Origin of the sequence: Alteromonas sp. C1M14 (genome assembly GCF_018860965.1) — a bacterium.
In the GTDB taxonomy this organism is placed as follows: Bacteria; Pseudomonadota; Gammaproteobacteria; order Enterobacterales; family Alteromonadaceae; genus Alteromonas.
In genome coordinates this window covers 38,388-60,356 of record NZ_JAHKQF010000008.1, presented here as the reverse complement: position 1 = coordinate 60,356, position 21,969 = coordinate 38,388, and the positions used below count along the sequence as shown (strand labels likewise).

Here is a 21,969-nt window from a genome sequence, read left to right as displayed (position 1 = left end):
GCATCGCTTTCATTGTATGATAAAGGGATTACATGTAATTCCATGGCAACCACCAAGCGAATGGAATATAATACACTTTTAGTAATATATGCTGGCTGATGCCAAGCGCCCCTATCTATTCATCAGGATACTTAATGACCAATACTGTCGAGCTGACATTTAAAGACCTCAACTTACCACCAAGCATCTTACAAGCTCTGGAGAAAGTTGGCTACGAAAAGCCTTCTCCTATTCAGGCTGAAAGTATTCCACTTCTGCTTGAAGGCCATGATCTACTCGGTCAGGCTCAAACCGGAACAGGTAAGACGGCAGCTTTTGCTTTACCAATGCTCGCGAATATCGACCCCGAAGCAAAGCTTCCTCAGTTGCTGGTACTCGCTCCAACCCGCGAACTGGCCATCCAGGTCGCAGAAGCGTTTCAAGTTTATGCCAGCTTTTCCAAAAAAATTAGAGTGCTACCTGTATACGGTGGTCAGTCTTACGATAACCAAATACGTCAACTCAAACGTGGCGTACAAGTTGTCGTGGGTACCCCCGGCCGTATTATCGACCATATTAAACGCAAAACATTAAACTTAGGTGAATTAAAGTATCTGGTTTTAGATGAAGCTGACGAAATGTTACGCATGGGCTTTATTGACGATGTAGAAACTATTCTTAGCCACGCGCCGGCAGAAAAACAAACGGCTTTGTTTTCAGCTACCATGCCTGGGCCAATTAAGAAAATTACCCAACGGTACTTAAAAGATCCGAAGCACGTAAAAATCGCCTCAAAAGTAAGTACGGCAAGCACTATCCGTCAGCGTTACTGTCAAGTTGCGCCGCACCATAAATTGGAAGCGCTCACCCGTATCATGGAAGTTGAGCCTTTCGATGGCATGATTATTTTCGTACGCACGAAAACCGCGACGGTGGAATTGGCTGAAAAATTATCTGCCCGTGGCTTTGATGTCGAACCGTTAAATGGTGATATTCCACAAAATGCCCGTGAGCGCACAGTGGAAAAACTAAAACAAGGCAAGATCGATATTCTAGTAGCTACAGATGTAGTTGCCCGTGGCTTGGATGTTGAGCGGGTTAGCCATGTGATTAATTTCGATATTCCTTACGATACTGAATCTTATGTTCACCGAATTGGTCGTACTGGCCGTGCTGGACGTAAAGGTGAAGCCATTTTGTTCATCTCTCATCGCGAAAAGCGTTTGTTGTTCGCCATTGAGAAAACCACGCGTCAACCGTTAGAGCGCATGCCGATCCCATCGATTAATGAATTAAACGAGACCCGTTTAAGTAAATTTAAAGATGCGGTTCGTGATGCCACTACCGATGACAGCTTAGAATCATTGATGCCCATTGTTGAATCATTGCAACAAGAAACCGAAGCCTCGCCAGAGTGCTTGATTGCCGCACTGATTAAACTAGCTCAGGGTGACGAGCCTCTGTTATTGAAAGAGACTGATCGTCCAGACTTGCACAGCAAAGCGCCACCTCGAGAAGATCGTGGTGACCGAGGCGAGCGCAGTAGCCGCAGAAACGAACGCGGTGAGCGTGGCGAACGTCGTGGTAAACGTACACCAAGCAAGCCAGAAGCTGGCATGCAACGTTATCGCATCGATGTGGGCCATACCCACGGCGCTAAACCAGGCAACATCGTAGGCGCTATCGCCAACGAAGGGAATATAAACAGTAAGCAAATTGGTGCCATAGAAATCTTTGATAAATTCAGTACCGTGGATTTACCTGAAGGTATGCCAAAAGAAACAAAAGATTTACTGCAAAACACCCGTGTAGCAGGTCAGCGTTTGTCTATGCGAGAGTGGTCAGATACACCACCGAAGCGACGCCAACCCCGTAAAAACTAATATAACAAGGCAAGCGAAAGCTTGCCTTTTTTATATCTTTTTGAAATATAAATGTTCAAAATCGATTTTTTGTTCATATCAAAAACAGCGACAATAAGGGCTGTACCACTTTACTTATAACTCTGTTTCTAAGGATCACTGCCTCCATGCGTTACTTTCCCTTATTTATTGATACTCGCACCACACAATGCCTAATTGTGGGTGCCGGGGAAGTGGCCGCGCGAAAGTTAGAACTTATTCTTAAATCGGAAGCGCAAGTGACTGTTGTCGCACCTTGGATATGCAGTACGGTAGAAGGCTATAGCAATCATCCTAGAGTCACTGTGCTCAAGCGTCCCTTCGACAAACAGGACTTAAACAACAAAGGCTTGGTTTTTGTTGCCACCAGCGACAGTGAACTTAATGCCAGCATTCACGATTTGGCAGTGGCACAAGATATTCTGGTAAACGTGGTAGACAATACGCCATTGTGCCAATTTATAACGCCATCAATTATCGACCGCTCTCCTATTGTCATTGCATTAAGCAGCGGCGGTGTGGCTCCCGTACTTTTGCGCTATCTACGGCAAAAATTAGAAACGGTGATCCCATCTAATATTGCCCGGTTAGGTGCATTTTCCGAAAAATTTCGTGAGAAAGTGAAAGCAACTTTAGCCGGGGTCACCGCCCGACGTTATTTTTGGGAAGATGTGTTGGATGGCGATATTGCCGAATTAGTGGAAAAGGGTCAGGAAGCAAAAGCCGACGCCCAGTTTATAGCCGCATTAGATGCCGCGAAATCAGAACAAAAAATTACCGGACAAGTCTATTTAGTGGGCGCAGGCCCAGGCGATCCTGACTTGCTCACCTTTAGAGCCTTGCGCTTGATGCAAAAAGCAGATGTGGTGGTTTATGATCGACTTGTGTCTCCAGCCATTCTGGAATTGGTGCGCCGGGATGCCGAGAAAATTTACGTAGGAAAAGCCAAAAGCAACCATTCTCTGCCCCAAGACGACATCAACGCGTTAATGGTTGAAGAAGCCCGTAAAGGCAACCGCGTGGTGCGGTTAAAAGGCGGTGATCCCTTTATATTCGGCCGTGGCGGTGAAGAAATACAACAGCTCATCCAAGCGAATATCGACTTTCAAGTGGTACCTGGCATCACTGCGGCATCGGGGGCTAGCACCTATGCTGGCATTCCCCTTACCCACCGCGATCATGCGCAATCGGTTACCTTTGCCACAGGTCACTTAAAGGACGGCACCATTAACTTAAATTGGCATGCCCTAGCCCATGCGAATCAAACTGTTGTGTTTTACATGGGATTAACTGGACTGCCCATAATCTGTGAAAAGCTCATAGAGCATGGTCTTAGCGACGCAACGCCCATTGCCCTTATTCAAGAAGCCACAAGAGATCAACAACGGGTTGTCACCGGCACCTTATCCACAATAAACGCAAACCCGAAAGTGGCCACATTAGAGCCCCCTACGTTAATTATCGTAGGTTCTGTGGTTTCTTTGCATAGCCAACTAGACTGGTTTACCCAAACTTCGTAAAAACCGTTTCATAGTGATTTTAAGGTTTGCCGTTTTTACGCCATAATCAACCTAGCGAACCTTAGAGGCTTGATATGAGACATCAATGGCTGACAGCATTTTTGCTACTAACCGTCACGGCGTGGGCCAACGCTGAACAAACGGCTTATTCTGTACAATCCGTAGAAGATAAATTGCAATTCTCCTACGTTTGGATAGACGCAGACAACCAACCACAAACCATGGAATTTAGCCTGCTTAACCAAGCACTGGCCGCTTCGCCTTCTGCGCAAATGAACTATCGCCCAGCACTGGCCATGCGTTTTGTGACAGTCAAACTTTTACAAGAAGCCCGCCTGTATAACCCCAAAGATGTGAACATTCAGGTGCATCAACAAGGCGAGGCGGTGTCTATTTCGGTACAATCCCGCAATGAAGAAAAGATTGACGCTGTGCAACGCCGGTTACGTGAAGTAAAAGAAACGGCCTTTGATGAGTATTTGTATACCCACTACTACACCCGATACCGAAACTCATTTAATCAGGAAAGGATCAAACCCGACCATACGCGCTATATACGAGAAACCCAAAAGGGCCTTATCCCGCTTTCTCAAGCTTTTTACGAGAAAATAAATACCCGCTCCGACGCTCGAGAATACATAAACCTATTATTAGGCTGGGTACAAAACATCCCCTATGATCCTATTTTAAATCGCAGTGAAAGCAATGGCTCGGGCTTCGCGCCACCGGCCCAATTATTGGTAGAAAACAAAGGAGACTGCGACAGTAAATCGGTTCTCACCGCAGCGATTATTCGGGCATTTTTACCCGATACGCCCATGGTACTCATCTTATTACCTGAGCATGCATTATTGGGGATCGCACTGACGCCTCTAGGCGACGACGAGACCCTGACCGCAGAGGGAAAAACCTATGTGTTATTCGAGCCCACTGGGCCGGCGTTGTTTGAAATGGGAAAAGTCGCAGACAGTACCGCGTTAGCCTTGGCACAAAGACGCTATACTGTGGAAGAAATACAATAAACGCCGGGTAGATACCCAGCGTTTATCATTTGATGTTTAGAGTTCTTGTTCAGCAAATTCCGCCAAACGGGACCGCACCACGCCATCAAGGTTAATGGTGGCACTGCCAGAGAAATTCTTAAATCGCTCTACCAGATACGTTAGCCCAGAGGTCACGGCACTTAAGTAGTTACTGTCAATTTGCGCTAGGTTGCCCGAGCAAATCAACTTGGTACCTTCACCACAGCGGGTAATGATGGTTTTTAACTGCGCCGCCGTGAGGTTTTGCGATTCATCTAGAATAACAATGGCATTTTGGATACTTCTGCCGCGCATAAAATTCACTGACTTAAACTGAATATTGGCCTTTTCCATAATGTAATTCATAGAACTTTTGGCGTTTTCATCATGTTTATGTAGCACTTCCAGTGAATCGGTAATGGCCGCCAACCACGGCGCCATTTTTTCTTCTTCCGTGCCCGGTAAAAAGCCAATGGATTCAGCAATCTCTGGGGTAGAACGGGTGACGATAATTTTATCGTACATGTTCTTTTCTACCACCATTTCTAGGGCGGCAGCCAAGGCAAGTAAGGTTTTACCACTACCGGCAGGACCGGTAAGAATAACTAAATCGATATGAGGATCGAGTAAGGAATGCAGTGCCATGGCCTGACCAATATTCTTTGGCGAAATCCCCCACGCGTGCCGGCCCATCAAGCGTTCATAACCAAGATCTAACACCTCTAGGGTGTCTTCGGTCATCCCTTCAATAAGCCCTGCAAATTGGTGGCTATCATCCAGTAAATATTCATTGATATAAGGATCGGGCATGACATTACGGGCCACCGTATGAATAGTATCCCGTCCTTCAGATCGGCTTTCGACGGATTTCACCTTCTCCCAAAAGTTACCCTCGAACTTATAAAAGCCTTTTGAAAGATACTTAATGTCACTGATTAATTGGTCAGTGCGGTAATCTTCCACATGGGCTAACCCTGCCCCTTTGGCTTTCAGGCGCATATTTAAATCTTTGGTAACTAGCACCACTTGCTGAGGGGCGTACGTTTTCTGAAGATGTAACGCCACGTTGATAATGCGATTATCGTTTTCGTTACTGGTAAATATTTGTTGGGATTCCGCCATGTTCAGATCGGCAAAAATAGACAAGGCTCCCGACGGTTTGTTTTCACCGGCTCCCATGCCTTCCAACGATACCCCTGCTAGCATATCTTCTGGGGTCGCATCATGCAGTAAATCTTCCATCGAACGAATGGAAACCCGCGCATCTCGGGCCACGTCTTTTTTGCTGTCTTTAATATAATCGAGCTCTTCTAGTACCGTCATAGGCACAACAACATCGTGTTCTTTAAATGAGAGAAAAGCATGAGGTTCATGTAGCAGGATATTAGTATCTAAGACATAGATCTTAGTGTCTGTGGACTTTTTTTTTGGCATCCTTCGCTCCGGCAAGAGTAATACAGGGCCCGCCTAACTGCTGACGTGCAATCAAGAGTCTCGCTCAGGAGAAGATGTGGTCGTCGAATCGGACCCTCTACTCCGTGTCGCGTCGACTTTCAATTCCACCATAATCCAGTTTTGCCAACATATCACTTTTTTTTACCGTTTTTTTTTATGTTAGGGTTAGCCTCAATGCCGAAAAAAGGGCTGATGAGGTTTAAATGGTGCCTGCGCCTTTAACTACCCTCGTTCAGACAGTACAATACCGGCCGCTAAAAATTAAGGTATCACTATGAATTCAGTCAGTGCATTTTCCGTTGGCCAACGCTGGTTAAGTAACACCGAGTCAGAACTAGGCCTAGGAGCGGTACTTAAGGTGGACTTTCGTTCTGTGGAAATACTGTTTCCCGCTACCGGTGAAAGCCGCATGTACACGAAAGAAAACGCGCCACTTACCCGTCTTGTTTTCAAAGAAGGCGATACCATCGCCAGTCAAGAAGGTTGGCATTTGTACGTGCAACAAGTGGAAGAATCTAACGGTGTACTGATTTATCACGGTATGCGTGAAGACACCAAAGAAAGCACCAAACTGGCGGAAACCTTACTCGATCACAACATCCGGCTGAATCAGCCAGAGCAACGACTGTTTAATTTTCAAACCGATACGCCCAAATGGTTTGATTTACGAGAGCGGGCCCTAGCCCATCAACACGCTTACCAGCAGTCATCCACCATCGGCTTATCTGGCGCTCGTATTGAACTTATTCCCCATCAATTACACATTGCCTCTGAAGTGGGTAATCGCCACGCGCCACGGGTATTACTGGCTGACGAAGTGGGCTTGGGGAAAACCATTGAAGCTGCACTGATTATTCACCGCCAGATTCAAACTGGTCGTGCCCAGCGGATCCTCATAGTGGTGCCCGACTCACTGATTCACCAGTGGTTGGTAGAAATGCTGCGCCGGGTGAATTTATCTTTTGCCATATTCGATGAAAGTCGCTGCGAAGCGTTAGATGAATCGGGGACCAACCCCTTTGAAAATGAACAATGTATATTGTGCAGTATCGATTTTCTAAAAGAGTACCCAAAGCGTCATGGGCAAGCTTTAGAAGCTGGCTGGGATTTACTGGTGGTAGACGAAGCGCATCATCTGGCATGGTCTGTGGACGCTCCTTCTGACGCCTACATGCGTATTGAGGCCTTGGCAGCGCAAACCCCAGGCGTACTGTTGTTAACGGCTACTCCCGATCAATTAGGTCATGAAAGCCATTTTGCTCGCTTGCGGTTGCTTGACCCTGCCCGTTACCATGATTACCACGCCTTCTTAGAAGAAGAAAAACACTATAGTGCCCTGGCAGAAGCCGTTACCCCGCTCCTTGATGACGGGCCGCTTACCGAAGAGACCATAAACACGTTAAATACCTTCGCCCCAGACGTACTAGCTCGTTTTGATGATCTTAATGCAGCAGAAAACAAGCAAGCGATCCTTACCCAGCTTATTGACCGACACGGCACTGGCCGTATTTTGTTTCGTAACCGACGGGCTGGTATTGAAGGCTTCCCAGTACGGATACTCCATCAATATCCGTTACCGCTACCGGAAATTTATGACAGTGCAGTTTATGGCGGCGATCTTACCGAGGCTTTGTATCCTGAACGCCAACCGACGCTTGTAAACAGTTGGTTTGACCACGACCCGCGGGTAGACTGGCTGCTGGACTTTCTACCCACGGTACGTCCTGCCAAGGTACTGTTAATTTGTGCCAGCAAAGTTACCGCGCAGCAACTTGGTGAAGTCATTCGAGTACGCAGTGGTATTCGCCATAGTGTGTTTCATGAAGGCATGAGTATTGTTGAACGGGATAAAGCCGCGCACTATTTTTCTGACCCCGAGGAAGGGGCGCAAATACTGCTGTGCAGTGAAATAGGCAGCGAAGGGCGTAACTTCCAGTTTGCCCATCACTTGGTTTTGTTCGATTTACCCCTTACCCCTGACTTGTTAGAGCAACGCATAGGGCGACTGGACCGGATTGGCCAAACCAAAGATATTCAAATCCATGTGCCATATATCGAACAAACAGCCCAATCGGTGCTGTTGCAATGGTACCAAGAGGGATTAGCCGCATTTACCCATACCTGCCCCACCGGCTCTGAAGTTTTTGCCAGCGTGAAGGAACAACTCATTAGCGCCTGTCTTGATCCGGAAGATAACGCCATCATCGATGATATGATTGCAGAAACACAAGTGCAAAATACCACCTTAAAAGCCCAGCTTGAACAAGGCCGAGATAGGTTATTGGAGCTCAATGCTTCGGGAGAAGGTCGGGTAGACAGCCTTATTGAAGAAATAGTAGAGCAAGATACCTCCGTAGAACTGTCTCGCTTTATGGGCAGACTATTTGATGCCTTAGGCGTGAATCAGGAAGAAAAGGGCAACGATTGCTTTATTTTGAAACCCTCAGAATCCATGGTCAACCATTTGCCGGGGCTGGATCCGGAAGGCATGACCGTGACCTATCGCAGGCGTATTGCCACCACCTTAGAACATGTGCATTTTCTTAGCTGGGATCACCCCTTGGTACACAATGCCATCGATATGGTGCTGTCTGATGTGCTAGGTAAAGCCAGTGTGGGCTTTATTGCTGATAAATCACTTCCCAAAGGGGCTTACTGGCTCGAAACCCTGTATGTATTGCAAGCCAACGCAGAACGAGTTTTACAGCCCGGTCGTTTTTTGCCTGCCACCCCTATTCGTATCTGTATGGATGCCCAAGGCAAACCGGTAGATCTGAACTTTGAAGTGGGCCGCCCCGCAGGCAGAAAGCTATCACAACAACTCATTAAAGCGCTGCAACAGCCCTTGACGTTGCATATTGAAAAAGCCACGGCGACTGCTCAGCATCAAGCCGATGAAATTCTTAGCCACGCCATTGCCACCATGCAACAAACATTAGAGGACGAAGCACAACGCTTGCGAGATTTACAGCAACAAAATCCCGCTATCCGAGATAGCGAAATTGACTTTATTGAGAAACAGCGCAGCGGCCTTACCGATGCGTTGCGCGGGGCGTCAGTACAGCTAGACGGATTACGCATCGTAGTGAATAACCCTTAATGACTGGCAGCATGAAAAAGAACTTCGTTTATCGGCCCCCTATGACGCCCTTTTTGTCGTTGGTGTATTATGACGACGATATTGTCATCGCCAACAAACAAAGTGGATTATTGAGCGTCACAGGGATCCAACCGGCTCATAAAGATGCGCTCATCTCCCGGGTTCAAAAAGTACTGCCGACAGCAACGGTGGTACACCGCCTCGATATGGCCACATCGGGCATTATGGTTATGGCGCTCAATAAACCCGCCCATCGCCATCTGTCCCGCCAGTTTCAGCAGCGGCAAACCAAAAAACGCTATTTTGCTAGGGTAGATGGTGTGGTGGAACAAGATTCCGGCAGCATTACACTACCGTTAATTGTGGATTGGCCAAATCGCCCAAAACAGAAAGTCGACATGGAAAACGGCAAGTCCTCTCTCACTCACTATCGGGTGATTGAGCGTTTTGAGGACGAAACCTGGATGGAACTGTCGCCGGTCACTGGGCGCTCCCATCAACTGCGGGTACATATGCTTTCTCTTGGACACCCCATTTTGGGCGATAGGCTTTATGCCCCTGCCCCCGTGATTGCTCGGGCACCACGGTTGCAATTACACGCTGAAACATTGGTGCTGCAGCATCCTACTAGCGAACAATGGTGTCAGTTTCGCGCGCCCATTCCCTTTATGACACACCAGCCTCAACCGCTTATTTAGCCACTTTACTTATAGCCATTAAGTTATGACATCCACGGCCGATACACCTTATACGTGTAAACGCCGTGAGATTGCTGTGATATATCGACTGTTATACTTTGCCATGTTGTTGGCTGTCACCCAGGTGAACGCCAACGGGTTGCTTGAAGATATCCGTCAACATTATTTGCCGACTGAATATGAAACCCTATTGGTGGGCGACGAAGATGTCCCGGTATTTACAGCAACGCCCACCACTCCGTTAAGTCGCGGCGTTGCCCTTATTTTCCTCGATAGCGGGCAGCAAGGGTTAACCCTTAGTAATGCGCAACGCTTAGCCACCCAACTTAATCAGCGCGGTTGGCATACCCGCATCTTGCCTTCCGATACAGTGCAATGGCAAATGCGCACTCTAGACCTTAGCGCCACAGCCAATGCCCTACACCCTCGCGCGTCTAATCCGACCTATGTTGCTGATTTCACAGCTTCAGAATCTGCGCTTACGTTATGGGTGAAAGCCGCCTTTGCCAGTACTGCCGACATTGCGGGCTTTCGTCTGGTCATCTCCCAAGGCATGACAGGTGCCCAACTTATTGGTCTAACGGCAAAAGAGATTATCCCTAAAGCAGACAGTTTAGTTTTTCTGGATGCTTACTGGCCAGAAGAAGACATCAACGCTGAACTCACCGACAACATTGCTCACCTCGACATCCCCGTCATGGATTTACACACAACGCCGGTTTATCGGCAAACCTCGCCTTTATCTGCCCGTCAGCGGGCAGTCAACAAAACACTTAAATTATACTACCGACAAAAGCATCTAGCCGTGATGAGCTATTTGTCAGCAGACCATAATACATCAGCACTGGCGGCGACCCTTGATAAAGAAATATACGGTTGGACGAGCTATTTAGGCTGGTAAAAGCATTTTTACGACTCTAAATATATTTCGTTTAAAATCAACGTCCTGTTTACTTTTAAATACAATTGACTGAAATTATTTTCTCACTGGCTATACTAATATTCAATTTAACCGTCTGGCAGCCCTCTTTATGCTTTTATCCTTTGTCGATACCAAAGCTACACAGCTGTGTTTTTACCTGCGTGGTTTTTGGCAGGAAAGTGTGCCTTATTCGGAACTGGATATATTTTTTTGGGATACAATGGAAGAGTGGAGCCAAATTGATTATCAATTAGACCAGCCTTATACATCAAAAGAGCGCGTTTTCTGGCATGTTTTACACCAACTGCACTATTGGTCCGAAGTTAAGCTCAAACAAGACCAGATCCTAATGACGGAATTAGACACCTGTTTGTCGTTTTTAGAAGGCAGTGGCGTGTACCCTGCCGATTGTGTAGGAATTCGTCCATAGAACGTATATGAACCAGGTTCAAATTACTTGCATGGGCAAATAAAACTGTACCTAGTACTTATTATGTGACTATATTCTATGCAAACGTTTTTTAGTAGTTAACGTTCAACATAATGGAACTTGAAATAATAAGCTCATTTGACACGTTCGAATGGATTAAAGTAACGGAAATTCGTGAATGCCTGGCCTCGATAATTTAAAACAAAAAATAAAAAACACCTATATTATTGCCATCGTAACAATGACTTTGCTACTTACGATTTACTATGGCTGGACCCAACATTATTTAAACGCCACCGCCATACAACCACAGATTATTAATATTGCCGGTTACCAACGCATGCTTTCTCAACGGATCGCATTTCTAGAAAACCTACTCATAGCTGAAACCGACACTTCCCAACGTATTACCCTAGAAAGAGAATTGATTTCACTGGTGCGGGATTTCACTCAAAACAATGAAATATTGGTCGGCCGTCAATCCCTTGATGGTACATTTAATTCACTGACCGATAAGCTTGAAGCACTCTATTTTAAAGAGCCTGCAGCATTAGATAAACACGTGGCCGCTTACACCGAAAGCGCCTTACAGCTTGTCAGTACTCAACCCAAAAACTATGTCACCGTGAAGCCTACGTCACTGAACGAAGCTTCGGCCATGCTTAAACAACTAGATTTTGCGGTTAAATTATTTGAGGAACAGCTCTCCCAACAAATCGCATTGAATCAAAGATGGCTTTTGGCTATTTGGGTGCTCACGCTCATGTTTTCCCTAGCCATTGTACATTTTCTGTTTAAACCATTGCGGGCTTTGGTGCTAGAACAATTTAACTTGGTAAAAGATGCTCGCAAAGATGCCCAACTTGAACGAGAACAAGCAAACCGGCTAGTGGCGACAAAGGAAGAATTTCTGGCCAGCATGAGCCACGAATTTCGCTCTCCCATTGCTGCCATTATTGGTGCGCTGGAACTCATACCCAATATGAAAACCCGACAAGAACAACTTATCCAACGGGCTGAGTTGTCCTGCTATCGGTTGCTCATGCTGACAAGCAACCTTGTAGACAGCATGCAAAACAAGCAAGTAGATGAAACCTTAGAGCAGGAAGACTTTGATCTTGTCCGGTTGTTAGACGATGGCTTGAGCCAGTTTTTCTTTAGTTGTCATCAAAAAAACCTTAACTACCAGGTAGTAAATGAAACACGGTTACCTCACCATGTTAAAGGATGCCCATCACCCATCATCAAAGCGTTGAAAAATGTCCTTGATAATGCGGTTAAATTTACCCATGAAGGCCTGATATCGATTCACAATACGGTTTCTGCTGAAAACGGAAAACTGCTACTGACCATTAGAGTGGTCGACACAGGTATTGGCATTAAACCTCAAGATTGTGAATATATCTTTGAGCGCTTTTATAAAGCACACCAAAATCCTCGTCGTTACAGTGGTGCAGGAGTAGGCCTGTATGCCGCCCGCCGTCAATTAAGAGAAATCGGCGGCAATATTACCGTTTCCAGTGCACTACACAGTGGATCTGAATTTATTCTTACGGTGCCATTGCAGGCCTCAGAACTAGACGAAGCATCTAAGCCGATAAACCCGGCGTTACGCTTTGCGGTGGTCGAAGATCAGGAAATTACCCGTATTCATTTGTGTTATTTAATTGAACATGAGGGCTTTCATGTCGATACTTACAAATCTGGGGCAGAACTTCTGGCCAACCAAGAAAAAATAAAAGATTACTGCGGCATTATCACCGACTACTACATGCCAGGATTAAACGGTGCAGAACTGTCGAATTACTTGCAAGCGATGCTAGGTAACCGGGTCCCCCCCATCATTTTAGTGTCGGCAGCACCACAAATTAGCAATATTATAGCCAGTGCCAATATACCTGCTTGGCAAATATTCGTTAAACCGTTGGATAAAAATCGCTTCATTGATGCCATTCATCATCTTACGTTAAGCAAAGAAAGCCCAGCACCGTTGCGCAACAATGTATCTGTACTCATTATTGAAGATGAACCGATTAACGCTGAAATAATTCAAGATATGGTGGAAAACCTTGGCTACGATGCCACCGTGGTTCCAGACGGAGAAAGTGCATTATCTAAGGCGGGAAGTGAGAATTTTGATGTGATTTTGCTCGATTTACATCTGCCAGACATGTCAGGGTTTGAAGTCGCGACAATTCTAAAAGAGCGTGGGTGTAAAGCCCACATGGTAGCGGTTACCGCCAGCGCTTATGAAAGCGATAAAAAACGCTCTTTCGAGGTTGGTATACGGTATCATTTAGTCAAGCCCGTGGCCTACCAAGAACTAAAGAATACCTTGAAACTGCTGCTGGCATTGCCAGATTAAGCGGTTTCGATCTCCAGTGCCGTCACCTGATTGCGTCCGTTCTTTTTCGATAAATACAAGGCCTTGTCTGCGTAATCCAGCCAGGTCATAGCGGAAGCAATATCGGCGCTGTATTCACTCACACCAATACTCACGGTAAAAGGAATTTGGCGCCCTTCATGTTCCACGGTCATCGCCTCGGCGAGTCGACGGATCCGTTCTCCAACTTTACGTGCGTTGTCTAGTGTTGAATCTTCCAAAATAATCGAAAATTCTTCGCCGCCATAACGACCGGCGACGTCAGTCTCACGGATACTTTTTTGAATCACTCTGGCTAAAACCCGTATCACTGCATCACCAGCCTGATGACCGTAGGTGTCATTAACGTTCTTAAAATGATCAATATCCAGCATCATCACAGACGTGGGACCGTGCTTCCGGCAAGCGAGCTTATAAACTCTGTCGAACTGCTCTTGCCAATAGCGGCGATTAAATAGTCCGGTTAAACCGTCAATTCGACTCATGTGTTTGAGTTCGTCGTTCAGCCGCTCAATACGCAGTTTTCGCAACGCCTCGTCGGTAACATCGTACACCAGCATACATAGGCGCTGAATTGTGCCATCAGGGGATGACAAGGGAAACATAGTTACATTTTGGAACATGTGTGAGGCGTCTGAGGTAATAGGACGAGACGAGGCAAATTTAAACAAATAGGGGCGCTGTTCCCAAATAATAAAAACCGGCGTATTAAGGTTAAACACCGGTTCGGCCTTACTTCTTAACCACTTCTCTTCGATTTCGGGAAACAGGGAAAACAGAGACTGACCGGTGACCTCACTGGGCAACTTATCGGCATGGTTTGCCATAAACTGGTTCCACACTTCAATACGTAGATCTCGGTCCAAGACCACAATACCCACTTCGATGGAGTTAAGTAAGTCTGTTTGCCAATGCATTTGCCGAATTTCATCATCAATCACGCCACAGATTCCTCATCAACTAAACGGGAGTAGATTTTCTTCATTGCGTGTTCAGGGAACAGTAACAATAGATCAAAGGAGATATCCCGCTCTTTAATGGCGTAGGCAATTTCCACCGCCATGATTTTCCCCCAGCGCATGCCATTGCTACTTAGCATAGCACCTAGCCCACTGTGCTGACCGAGTAATATCGGGTGGCTATGACTAAAATTAACATTAAGCTGGGCGGACAAGGCATTTAAACACGCACCGATAAGAATATTGGACACATCCATGAGTGCTTCCAACTGATATTGCTCGCCTTCACAAGAGGTATCGTAATTTAAAAGCTTAATAACATTATCAAATTTCATGTCGTTAAAAATTACGATGGCTTCGCCGTGAATACCGGCACTGGTGAATCCTTTTGAAACCGCCGAAACCCGTTCATTTTGATTGATTTCAGCAATGGCCATGTGTACTTCGGTGGTTTCAATAACATTCACATTGGGAATGGGTAAATCAATGAATTCACCTAGCAAGCGCGCCAGGTTATCTCCGGCTCGCCCCATGGCAACGTTGACTAATTCGCGATAGGCATCAAGGCGATCATCAGGTTTGCCTTGATCATTTTTTAGGGTGTCTGCCAGACGCTTTTCTGCCGTCGCTTCTCCCCGGTAAATACCATACTGATTAAGCAACTCTGACAGCTTGATGTTGTCCACCGGTTTACGAATGAAATCCAGAGCACCTAACGAAATCATACGGCTGCGGGCCTCGGGCTGTACATCCCCTGATACAACAATCACCAGACAAGGTAGGTCATGTTCCCGAATGGCCTCCATGGTTTGATACCCATCCATAACCGGCATATTTAAATCCAGAAACATAACATCGGCTTTGCCGGCCCGAATAGCTTCTAAAGCTTCTTCACCATTCGCCGCGAATGATAAGGCCACATCCCAACCATCGGGTATGGATCTAGCCATTTGTTTTCTGGCAAAAGACGAATCGTCACAAATAAGAACCGGCGTTGTCATCGCTGATCATTCCCTACATTAGATAGCTACTGACGCTTTTATATGAGGATGGCACTGATAGTCTTTCAATTCAAAGTCAGAAAACGAAAAATCGAATATATCTTTAATTTCAGGGTTGATGGCCATGGTAGGACGAGCATAGGGCTGCCGAGAAAGCTGTAGTTCAGCTTGCTCCAAATGATTCACATACAAGTGAGCATCCCCCAAGGTATGAATGAACTCGCCAGGCTCAAGGTGACAGACTTGAGCGATCATCAGTGTTAGTAAAGCATAGCTGGCAATATTAAAAGGCACACCTAAAAAGACATCGCCGCTGCGCTGATACAATTGGCAAGACAGTTTGTTGTTTAGCACATAAAACTGAAACATGGTATGACACGGCGGTAAGGCTTGTTTTCCTGCTGCCGCATTCTCTTTAGGGCTTAAAGTTGGATCGGGCAAAACCGAGGGGTTCCACGCACTCACAATAAGTCGACGGGAATCGGGGTTCTTTTTTATTTCTTCGACGACTTGTTGAATTTGGTCGATGGTGGTGCCGTCACCGGCATCCCAGCTGCGCCACTGCTTACCATAAACCGGCCCTAATTCGCCCTCTTCGGTTGCCCAGCCATCCCAAATTGAAACTCCATTTTCCTTTAAATATTGGATATTGGTTTCGCCTTTAAGAAACCATAGCAGCTCGTGAATAATCGACTTAAGATGACATTTTTTGGTGGTAACCAATGGAAAGCCCTCTGCCAAATCAAAGCGCATTTGGTAACCGAATACACTCACCGTACCGGTGCCGGTTCTGTCTTCCTTCTTGACGCCCTGCTCTTTCACATGACGCATTAACTGCAAATATTCTTTCATGATCGATGTCTTTTACTGGTTCTTATTGGTTGCCGAAGCGGTATGTTTGTATGCCCAAATCATTAACCCTGCGCCCAGAGCAATCATCGGTATACAAAGAAGCTGCCCTTGACTTAAGCCCATTGGATACAGGCCAATTTGTCTATCTGGTTCACGGAAATATTCGACAAAGAACCGGAAACAGCCGTAGCCGAGTAAAAACAGACCACCCACTGCGCCTACAGGGCGAGGCCTTGCCGAGTATAGCCATAAAATGGCGAACAGTAACACCCCTTCGAGGGCAAACTCATACAATTGAGAAGGGTGACGGGGCTCGCTGCCAGCAGCAGGAAAAATAATAGCCCATGGAACATCCGTGGTTCTACCCCAAAGCTCGGCGTTTAAAAAGTTACCAATGCGCCCTGCTCCTAGACCAATGGGTACCAAAGGTGCGACAAAATCACCAATTTGTAAAAAGGTGGTTTGCATTCTTTTGGCTTGCCAAAATAACGCCACAATAACGCCCAACAAGCCGCCGTGGAACGACATGCCGCCAGTCCAGATACGGAATAGATAGAGGGGATCATCGACAAACATGCCGAATTGATAGAACAACACATAACCTATGCGGCCGCCTAAAATCACCCCCACAAAACTCCAGAACAATAGATCGCTAAGTTGCTCTCGTGTCCAATTAGTTTGTGATAAACGCTTCTGTGCCAGCATATAGGCAGCAACGAAGCCGACCAGATACATCATGCCGTACCATCGTACACTTAACGGCCCGACACTAAAAATGACGGGGTCTATATTTGGAAAAACCAGGAAACCACTTTCTACCATGATTTATTCAATTCCTACTATCATTCGAATACTCACCAGCACCAATAATCCGGCTAGCAATTTTTTTAGTAAATCGGTATTCATTTTTTGCCCTAGCTTTGCGCCAAGGTTAGCGGTAAATACCGATGTTGTGACAATACCCAGGGTGGCCGGATAATAGACAAAACCAATGGCATTGTCTGGCAAACCTGGCGCTGAAAGCCCTGCACTGATAAAGCTCGCTGTGCCAAACAGCGCCACAATAAGACCGCTAAATGCGGCACAACCAATGGCTTGGCGAACATTCACCTGAAACCATGTTAGCGCCGGAACCAACAGAGCACCACCGCCAATGCCCATAAGAGCACTGATAAATCCAGTACCGGTTCCCACTCCCATCAACACAGGCTTATTGGCTGTGTGGGATGAGGGACGACGTTTGTGAAACACCATTTGCGCAGCCACAACCATTACCAATACGGCAAAAATGTTTTTTAACGTGTGCCCAGAAATAGAGCTGGCAGTTAATGCGCCACCGATGGACCCCACCGCGATACCCATGCCGCTCCATGTCACCAGATAACGACTTAAATTTCCCAACCGGTGATGCGCCAACGCAGAGGAGAAACCAGTAAAAATAATGGTGGATAAGGACGTTGCCACCGCCATCGGCATGACAGTGTCTGTGCTCATATCTAAAAAATGTACCATCAGGTAAGACAAGGCAGGAACAATGATCAGTCCGCCTCCTATACCTAGCATACCCGCCAATAACCCAACGATTAAGCCGATACCCAGACACCATAGAAAAATCAGCGTAGTTGGTTCCATGCCTAAAATCTCTTAAAAATGAGGACGTAGCCTATCACAGAATGGGCCGCCATAAAGCGCTAAGGCAGCGATAACCGACAAATCGAAGATGCTGTGCAATGAATAACAAAAGCGTCTAGGAACCCGCGCGAACTAACCCGCCTAGCCCCCGATGTTCTAAGTAATGATTGATATGATTAAATACCTCTTCATGACTGGATGCGGTGAGTGTTTTTGCCAGCAACGCTTTTGCTTCATCTAAACTTACGTTACGTATTACCCAGTTAATTTTCCGCAAATTATGGGCATTCATACTAAGTTTGCGATATCCCATCCCCATTAACAGAATTGCCCCACCCGGTTCGCCGGCGATTTCACCACAAACGGTAACGGGGATCTTATTGGCGTTAGACTGTCGCACAATATCATACAAGGCACTGAGTACCGCAGGATGGTAGCTGTTATACAAACTGGCCACCCGAGCGTTATTACGGTCTACCGCTAATAAATACTGGGTTAGGTCGTTGCTACCTACGGAGAAAAAATCCACTAGCTTGGCCAGTTGGGGTAACTGATACAGTACCGAAGGCACTTCCAGCATGATCCCAAGTTTAGGCTTTTGCAAAATCACGTCGGAATCGCTCACTTCGTCGCTGATTTCAAGGTAAGCCTGTTCTATCAGTCGAGCAGCATCTTCCACTTCACCCACCGAGGAAATCATAGGCAACATGATTTTAAGGTTAGTCAGACCAATACTGGCTCGCAACATGGCCCTGATCTGGACCAAGAAAATATCAGGATGATCCAAGGTTAAACGAATGCCACGCCAACCAAGAAAAGGGTTTTCTTCGTTAATGGGAAAATAAGGAAGGGGTTTATCACCGCCCACATCCAACGTACGCATAGTAATACTCTGCTCGGGAGAAGCCATGAGAATTTGCCGATATAATTCCACTTGCTCTTGTTCAGAGGGAAACCGCTCTCGCAACATAAAGGGAATTTCCGTGCGATACAGCCCAATGCCTTGTGCATTAGCGTACTGGGTCGTTTCAATATCGGCAGACAAGCCCGCATTCACAAACAACGAGATACTGCACCCATCTTGGGTTTCACAGGCTAAGCTGGCTTCTGCGTCGATGCGCTCGGCAAGGGTTTCCTCTTCTTCAATAAGCTGAATAAACTCTGCTCGAATAGAGCTTTCCGGTGAGATAATCACCTCGCCGGAATAACCATCCAGTAACAGCTCTTTGCCATTGATCAGGGCCGGAGAAATATTCTGGCACCCCATTACCGCAGGTATGCCCATGGCTCTAGCTAAAATGGCAGCATGGGAGTTGTTTGACCCCCGAATAGAGATTATCCCCATTAAATAGGCACGGGGAAACTCAGCTAACATAGACGCGCTGACTTCTTCGGCCACTAAGATACTTGGTTGGGTAACATCTCTGGCCGCCGGCATTTTACCGTCGTCATCAGACAGTATATTAAGCAAAATACGATTAGACAGGTCGACGATATCGATAGCCCGTTCTTGCATGTACGGGTCATCCATATTCTGAAAGCGCGTGGCGTAATCTTCCACCACCATCTTTAGTGACGAACCGGCATCCCACCCTTCACGAATTTTTGCTTCTACTTCGCGCCCTAAACTGTTGGCATCAAGTAATTGGTGATATAGCTGAAAAATGGATTTCACATCGTCGGGAATGGCACTGTCTAAACGACTGGATAAGTCATCCACATGCTTACGGGTTAACTCCACACCACGCCGATAGCGATGAATTTCGTGATCTTTGTCTACACAGCGCTTTACCACATAATTGCGTAACGAGATGGAACTGTCGTTGGAGCAGCCGATACCCACGGCAAGTCCTTGGGAACCGGCGATACCTCTAACGTTCTTTTGCCGGGGCAGTACCCCCACCCCAGAAGAATGGCTTAACGCCCCTCGAATATCTGCATTGGTAATTTCTAACGCTAACTGTGCCGCCAGTGTCACCAGAAACGCCTCTTCATTTTCGCTGAATCTGCGCATGGCTTGTTGCTGCATGGTGATCACACCAAGCACGCGCCGTTGATGAATAATTGGGGTGCCTAAAAAGGCATTGTAGTTTTCTTCTTTTACTTCGGGGTAATGTTTAAAGCGTGGATGATTGTGGGCATTTTCAATATTAAGGGGCTCTTCTCGCTGCCCCACTAAACCAATTAGCCCCTCGGCAAAGCCAATGCGCACAAATTCGACCGCATCGGGATGCAGTCCGTCGGTGGCCTTAAGAATAAAAACATGGTGCTCTTCGTCGGCAAGATAAATTGAGCAGGAATCCACACGCATGGTTTGCTTGACCCGAGAGGCAAGACGAAACAGAGCTTGATCCAATTCTGGAATTTGGATCATCTCTTGTACGATACGTTTTAACGTGGTGAGAATATTCCCAGTCTCGGCCACCTGGATGCTCTCCTATTTATCCATTTCGACGGCGTTTGCGATAACGCTTGTTAGACTGCGTATTATGCATGCGCTGCCCGGCCGGCATAGCCACTCCAGCAAATTCTTTCATCACTTTGCGGTAAACGTCACGTTTAAAAGACACGACGTTTCGAATGGGATACCAATAACTTACCCACCGCCAGTCATCAAACTCTGGATGTCCGCTTTTTAACACATCCACGTCTTTATCCTGGCAATCAAGCTGGAGTAAAAACCATTTTTGCTTCTGACCTATGCACACAGGAGAACTACCCTGACGTATAAGTCGTTTAGGTAATTTATATCGCAACCAGTTGCGGGTAACACCAAGAATAGTGACATCTTTTTGTGTTAACCCTACTTCTTCGTGTAACTCCCTGTACATAGCTTCTTCTGCAGTTTCCCCTTCATCAATTCCGCCTTGTGGAAACTGCCATGAATGTTGACCATAACGTCTTGCCCAAAATACATGACCCATTTTGTTGCAAATCACTATGCCCACATTCGCACGGAATCCGTCGGCATCTATCACATAGACTCCCGGGCACGATAAACTTTTCTATTGATGCATTCTTCCATAAACTATAGCCCTTTCAAAGCATTAATACTAATTCAACGCATATTGTCTGGAGATCCCTTTGCAACCACCACAAACGGCACCGAAAAATCAGGCTGATTTACTGGCGCGTAGCCAGCTAATTGCAGGCCTCAGCCTTGGTGATTTAGCCCACATGGCACAAATTGCAATTCCAGCCAACCTCCAGCGACACAAGGGCTGGCCGGGTATGCTTATCGAAAAATGGTTAGGTGCGACAGCAGGGTCTAAGCCACAACAGGATTTTCCCGAACTGGGTATCGAGCTAAAAACCATTCCCATTGATCAACACTACCGACCACTTGAAACCACCTATGTATGTTATGCACCTTTGACGAATCAAGCCGGTGTTTCTTGGGAAACCTCTAATGTGAAGAATAAACTTCAACGGGTGATGTGGGTGCCTGTGGAAGGAGATCGGGAAATCCCCCTTGCAGACCGGCGAGTAGCGACGGCGTTTTTTTGGCAGCCAAATAACGAAGAGAACGCCTTGCTACAACAAGATTGGGAAGAACTGACAGAATTAATCGCTGTAGGAAAAGTAGAGCAAATTACCGCCCGTTTAGGCCAAGCATTGCATATTCGGCCTAAGGCAGCCAGTGGGCAAGTTCTTACCGACGCCATTGGCGATGAAGGAGAAAAGATTCGAACCCGTCCGCGAGGATTTTATCTGCGAAAAAGCTTCACTGAACACATACTACATCACCAGTTTACGTAGTAATCAAAGAGACCTTCGCTACTTTGACGTACGTCAAGATCCGCTTTGTCTCCTTTCGTTACACTACCTATTAGGAATTGCTCAATAAACAGGATATCCCAATGGCATTACTTATTACCGAAGAATGTATTAATTGCGATATGTGTGTTGCGGAATGCCCCAATGACGCCATTTCGTTAGGGGAAACGTATTATCAGATAAATCATGCCCGTTGCACCGAATGTATCGGCCACTACGACGAGCCAAGTTGTGTTCAGGTATGCCCGGTAGATTGTATTTCACCGGATCCCGCCCACCGAGAAAGCCAAGCGCAACTGGCTGACAAATATGCACAAATGCATTATTAGGCCACGACT

The 21,969-nt window shown here is 46.5% G+C and carries 18 protein-coding genes; 10 read left to right on the top strand and 8 right to left on the bottom strand.

All coding sequences use genetic code 11. The annotated features are described in order from the left end of the window. The first annotated feature begins 134 nt into the window (after positions 1-134). From KO501_RS04915 to KO501_RS04905, 3 genes are all read left to right on the top strand, one after another. On the top strand, positions 135-1,862 hold the full coding sequence (locus KO501_RS04915) for a DEAD/DEAH box helicase (protein ID WP_216028533.1): 1,728 nt from the start codon (positions 135-137) through the stop codon (positions 1,860-1,862). Positions 1,863-2,008: 146 nt separating this feature from the next. Further along, positions 2,009-3,400: a siroheme synthase CysG gene (cysG, locus tag KO501_RS04910; protein WP_216028532.1), complete on the top strand. Its 1,392-nt coding sequence runs from the start codon at positions 2,009-2,011 to the stop codon at positions 3,398-3,400. A gap of 74 nt (positions 3,401-3,474) precedes the next feature. Beyond that, the gene (locus KO501_RS04905) at positions 3,475-4,422 is read left to right on the top strand and encodes a hypothetical protein (RefSeq protein ID WP_216028531.1); all 948 of its coding nucleotides are present in this window, start codon (positions 3,475-3,477) and stop codon (positions 4,420-4,422) included. Positions 4,423-4,458: 36 nt separating this feature from the next. Here the strand turns inward: KO501_RS04905 and KO501_RS04900 are convergent, their stop codons facing one another. Next, the gene (locus tag KO501_RS04900; protein WP_216028530.1) at positions 4,459-5,856 is read right to left on the bottom strand and encodes a PhoH family protein; all 1,398 of its coding nucleotides are present in this window, start codon (positions 5,854-5,856) and stop codon (positions 4,459-4,461) included. A gap of 295 nt (positions 5,857-6,151) precedes the next feature. Between KO501_RS04900 and rapA the strand changes: the two genes are divergently transcribed. The 5 genes from rapA to KO501_RS04875 all read left to right on the top strand — a co-directional run bounded on the left by rapA (position 6,152) and on the right by KO501_RS04875 (position 13,392). Continuing rightward, positions 6,152-8,977, top strand: coding sequence for an RNA polymerase-associated protein RapA (rapA, locus tag KO501_RS04895; RefSeq protein ID WP_216028529.1), 2,826 nt, complete (start codon positions 6,152-6,154; stop codon positions 8,975-8,977). An 11-nt stretch (positions 8,978-8,988) separates the two neighbouring features. Continuing rightward, positions 8,989-9,675, top strand: a complete 687-nt coding sequence (locus KO501_RS04890; RefSeq protein WP_216028528.1) for a pseudouridine synthase — start codon at positions 8,989-8,991, stop codon at positions 9,673-9,675. Between the two features lie 25 nt (positions 9,676-9,700). Beyond that, on the top strand, positions 9,701-10,576 hold the full coding sequence (locus KO501_RS04885; RefSeq protein WP_216028527.1) for a DUF3530 family protein: 876 nt from the start codon (positions 9,701-9,703) through the stop codon (positions 10,574-10,576). A 130-nt stretch (positions 10,577-10,706) separates the two neighbouring features. After that, on the top strand, positions 10,707-11,027 hold the full coding sequence (locus tag KO501_RS04880; RefSeq protein WP_216028526.1) for a hypothetical protein: 321 nt from the start codon (positions 10,707-10,709) through the stop codon (positions 11,025-11,027). A 178-nt stretch (positions 11,028-11,205) separates the two neighbouring features. After that, entirely contained in the window at positions 11,206-13,392 is a 2,187-nt protein-coding gene (locus tag KO501_RS04875) for a response regulator (protein WP_216028525.1), read from the top strand. Here the strand turns inward: KO501_RS04875 and KO501_RS04870 are convergent. The 7 genes from KO501_RS04870 to rppH all read right to left on the bottom strand — a co-directional run bounded on the left by KO501_RS04870 (position 13,389) and on the right by rppH (position 20,832). Further along, a complete protein-coding gene (locus tag KO501_RS04870; RefSeq protein ID WP_216029042.1) occupies positions 13,389-14,327 on the bottom strand; it encodes a sensor domain-containing diguanylate cyclase in 939 nt (312 codons plus the stop codon). The two genes, KO501_RS04875 and KO501_RS04870, sit on opposite strands and share 4 nt — an antisense overlap. Before the next feature lie 20 nt (positions 14,328-14,347). Then, on the bottom strand, positions 14,348-15,370 hold the full coding sequence (locus tag KO501_RS04865; RefSeq protein ID WP_216028524.1) for a response regulator: 1,023 nt from the start codon (positions 15,368-15,370) through the stop codon (positions 14,348-14,350). Between the two features lie 18 nt (positions 15,371-15,388). Then, entirely contained in the window at positions 15,389-16,222 is an 834-nt protein-coding gene (locus KO501_RS04860; RefSeq protein WP_216028523.1) for a thymidylate synthase, read from the bottom strand. 12 nt (positions 16,223-16,234) lie between these two features. Next, positions 16,235-17,044, bottom strand: coding sequence for a prolipoprotein diacylglyceryl transferase (gene lgt, locus KO501_RS04855; protein WP_216028522.1), 810 nt, complete (start codon positions 17,042-17,044; stop codon positions 16,235-16,237). Between the two features lie 3 nt (positions 17,045-17,047). Then, positions 17,048-17,854: a sulfite exporter TauE/SafE family protein gene (locus tag KO501_RS04850; protein ID WP_216028521.1), complete on the bottom strand. Its 807-nt coding sequence runs from the start codon at positions 17,852-17,854 to the stop codon at positions 17,048-17,050. Positions 17,855-17,969: 115 nt separating this feature from the next. Continuing rightward, on the bottom strand, positions 17,970-20,261 hold the full coding sequence (gene ptsP / locus KO501_RS04845; RefSeq protein ID WP_216029041.1) for a phosphoenolpyruvate--protein phosphotransferase: 2,292 nt from the start codon (positions 20,259-20,261) through the stop codon (positions 17,970-17,972). Positions 20,262-20,295: 34 nt separating this feature from the next. After that, a complete protein-coding gene (rppH, locus tag KO501_RS04840; protein WP_216028520.1) occupies positions 20,296-20,832 on the bottom strand; it encodes an RNA pyrophosphohydrolase in 537 nt (178 codons plus the stop codon). 106 nt (positions 20,833-20,938) lie between these two features. Between rppH and mutH the strand changes: the two genes are divergently transcribed. Together mutH and KO501_RS04830 are read left to right on the top strand one after the other, a co-directional pair. After that, positions 20,939-21,613, top strand: a complete 675-nt coding sequence (mutH, locus tag KO501_RS04835; protein ID WP_216028519.1) for a DNA mismatch repair endonuclease MutH — start codon at positions 20,939-20,941, stop codon at positions 21,611-21,613. Between the two features lie 101 nt (positions 21,614-21,714). After that, positions 21,715-21,960 carry a YfhL family 4Fe-4S dicluster ferredoxin gene (locus tag KO501_RS04830; RefSeq protein ID WP_216028518.1) on the top strand — a complete coding sequence of 82 codons (246 nt, stop codon included), beginning with the start codon at positions 21,715-21,717 and terminating at the stop codon, positions 21,958-21,960. The last annotated feature ends 9 nt before the right edge of the window (positions 21,961-21,969 follow it).